This window comes from Acidiphilium sp. PM (assembly GCF_000219295.1).
GTDB lineage: Bacteria > Pseudomonadota > Alphaproteobacteria > Acetobacterales > Acetobacteraceae > Acidiphilium > Acidiphilium multivorum.
In genome coordinates, this window is sequence record NZ_AFPR01000299.1 from 1 (window position 1) to 2216 (window position 2216).

3 protein-coding genes are annotated in these 2216 nt (G+C 72.7%); 2 read left to right on the forward strand and 1 reads right to left on the reverse strand.

What is annotated here, in order from left to right; all coding sequences use genetic code 11:
* Nucleotides 1–480, forward strand: a 480-nt coding sequence (locus APM_RS11660; protein WP_007423580.1) for an ABC transporter ATP-binding protein, incomplete at its 5' end; no start/stop codon positions are given.
* 78 nt (nucleotides 481–558) lie between these two features.
* Nucleotides 559–1521: a LysR family transcriptional regulator gene (locus APM_RS11665; protein WP_007423581.1), complete on the forward strand. Its 963-nt coding sequence runs from the start codon at nucleotides 559–561 to the stop codon at nucleotides 1519–1521.
* A gap of 6 nt (nucleotides 1522–1527) precedes the next feature.
* Here APM_RS11665 and APM_RS11670 read toward each other — a convergent pair.
* The coding region (locus APM_RS11670) for an FAD-dependent oxidoreductase (RefSeq protein WP_007423582.1) at nucleotides 1528–2216 on the reverse strand (689 nt) is incomplete at its 5' end.

The following is a 2216-nucleotide window of genomic DNA, read 5'->3' on the forward strand; positions in this document are numbered from 1 at the left end:
TTTGCCGGCGAGCCGCGCGTGATCATCTGCGACGAGCCGACCTCGGCCCTCGACGTCTCGGTGCAGGCGGCGATTCTCAACCTGCTCGCCGACCTGCAGCGCGAGCGGCAGGTGAGCTACATCTTCATCTCGCACGATCTCGGCGTGGTCCGCTACATCTCCGACCGGATCGCGGTGCTCTATCTCGGGCGGATCATGGAACTCGGCCCGGCGGAGGCGGTGTTTTCCGGCCCGCACCACCCCTATACCGAGGCGCTGCTCTCGGCGGTGGCGACGCCGGGCGGGCGGAGCGGGCGGATCCGCCTGTCGGGCGAGATTCCGAGCCCGCTGAACCCGCCGCGGGGCTGCGTGTTCCACACCCGCTGCCCGCGCAAGCTCGGCGCGGTGTGCGAGACCACGGAGCCGGCGCTGGAGACCATCGGCGATCACGCGATCCGCTGCCACATTCCCCGCGAGGGGCTGGGGCGGCGCGAGGCGTAGCGTCCGCGACGGGCGCGGCATTCCCCCCTTGCGCGGGAGTCGTTAGCGGGGCAACGTGACACCCCGCATGGTCGTGGCATGACAGACAAATCGCCGATCAACCGCCGCTGGCTGCCGCTGAACGCCCTGCGCGCCTTCGAGGCGGTCGGCCGGCATTCCAGCTTCACCGCCGGCGGGCATGCGCTCAACGTTTCGCAATCGGCGCTCAGCCGGCACGTGCAGACGCTGGAGGCGCTGCTCGGCTGCCCGCTGCTGATCCGCCATCCGCACGGGCTGGAGACCACCGAGGCCGGGCGGCGGCTGCTGCCGGCGATCAGCCGCGGCTTCGACGGCATCGAGCGCGAGATGAACGAGATCATCCGCAACCGCGGCCGCGACCGCCACCTGCGCACGCTGCGCGTGCACATGCCGCCGAGCTTCCTCCAGCAGGTGGGGCTGCCGGCGCTGAAATCGTTCCGCCGGGAATATCCCGACATCATCATCGACGTCGCCTCCTCCTACGTGACCGGCTGGCCGCGGGAGGAGCCGGACATCGCCGTGGTGTACGACCGGCCGCAGGCGGGGCAGTCGGTCACCGACCTGCTGTGGATGATCCATGTCGCCCCGGCCTGCGCGCCGGAGATCGCCCGCGAGCACGAGGGCAAGACGCTGGAGCGGTTCCTGCGCGACACCGAGCTGCTGCACGTGAAGCTCCAGGGCCAGGCGCGGGGGCTGATGTGGGCGAGCTACATCCGCCAGCGCGGGCTGGAGGTGGACACCGATCGCGGCCTCGCCTTCGAGACCGCGAGCGCGGCCACCGGCTATGCGATGACGGGCGGCGGGGTGGCGCTGATCGACCTCGTGCTGTTCGCGCAGGAGATCGCCGCGGGGCGGCTCGTGGTGCCGTATCCGGAGCCGGCGGAGGAGGGCTACGGCTATTTCCTGACGATGCGGCCGGAGGACATGGCGGACCCGATCCTCGCGCTGTTCCGCACCTGGATGATCGAGCATTGCGCGCGGCCGGAGCCGCCGCCGCTGCTGCGGGCGGCGGCCGCGCCGTAGGGTGACTCAGTCCGGGATGTCGAGCCCGGCGGCCCAGCGGGTGAGGGACGCCGCGTCGCGCTCGCCGGCGACGGCGCCGGCCACCGCGTCGCCCATCAGCACGCCGAGCTTGAAGCCGTGGCCGGAGCAGGCGCTGCACAGCCAGGCGCGCGCGCCCTCGCGGCGGAGGATGAAGCGCTCGTCCTCCGTCACCGTATAGAAGCAGGCCTTGCGCTCCAGCACGGTGTAGCGATCGAAGCCGCGCCAGGCGCGGGACGCGGCATCGAGCAGGCGGGCGACGTCCTCGTCGGTGCCGGCGCGGTCGCCATCGGGGTCGCCGGCGCGGGTGAAGCGGTGATCGCCGATTTTCAGCCGCGTGCCGGCGCGCGGCGGCAGGGTGTAGGTGCCGCTTTCCTCGCCGAGATCGATCATCACCGGGGCGGCGGCCCAGGCGGCTTCGAGCTCGGGCGGCGGGGCGAGGAACATCACCGCCTGGCGCGAGGGCACCGCCGCATCCGCGAGCGAGGGGACCAGCCGCGCCGCCCAGGCGCCGGCGGCGACGATGACGGCGTCGCCGCGCACCGTGCCGGCGGCGGTGCGGAGCGTGCCGGCCTCGGCGTCGATCGCCTCGACCCTGGTGTTGGCGTGCAGCGCGACGCCGCGCCGGCCGAGCAGCTTCACGAGATCGGTCAGGATGCGGACGGGGTAGAGGATGC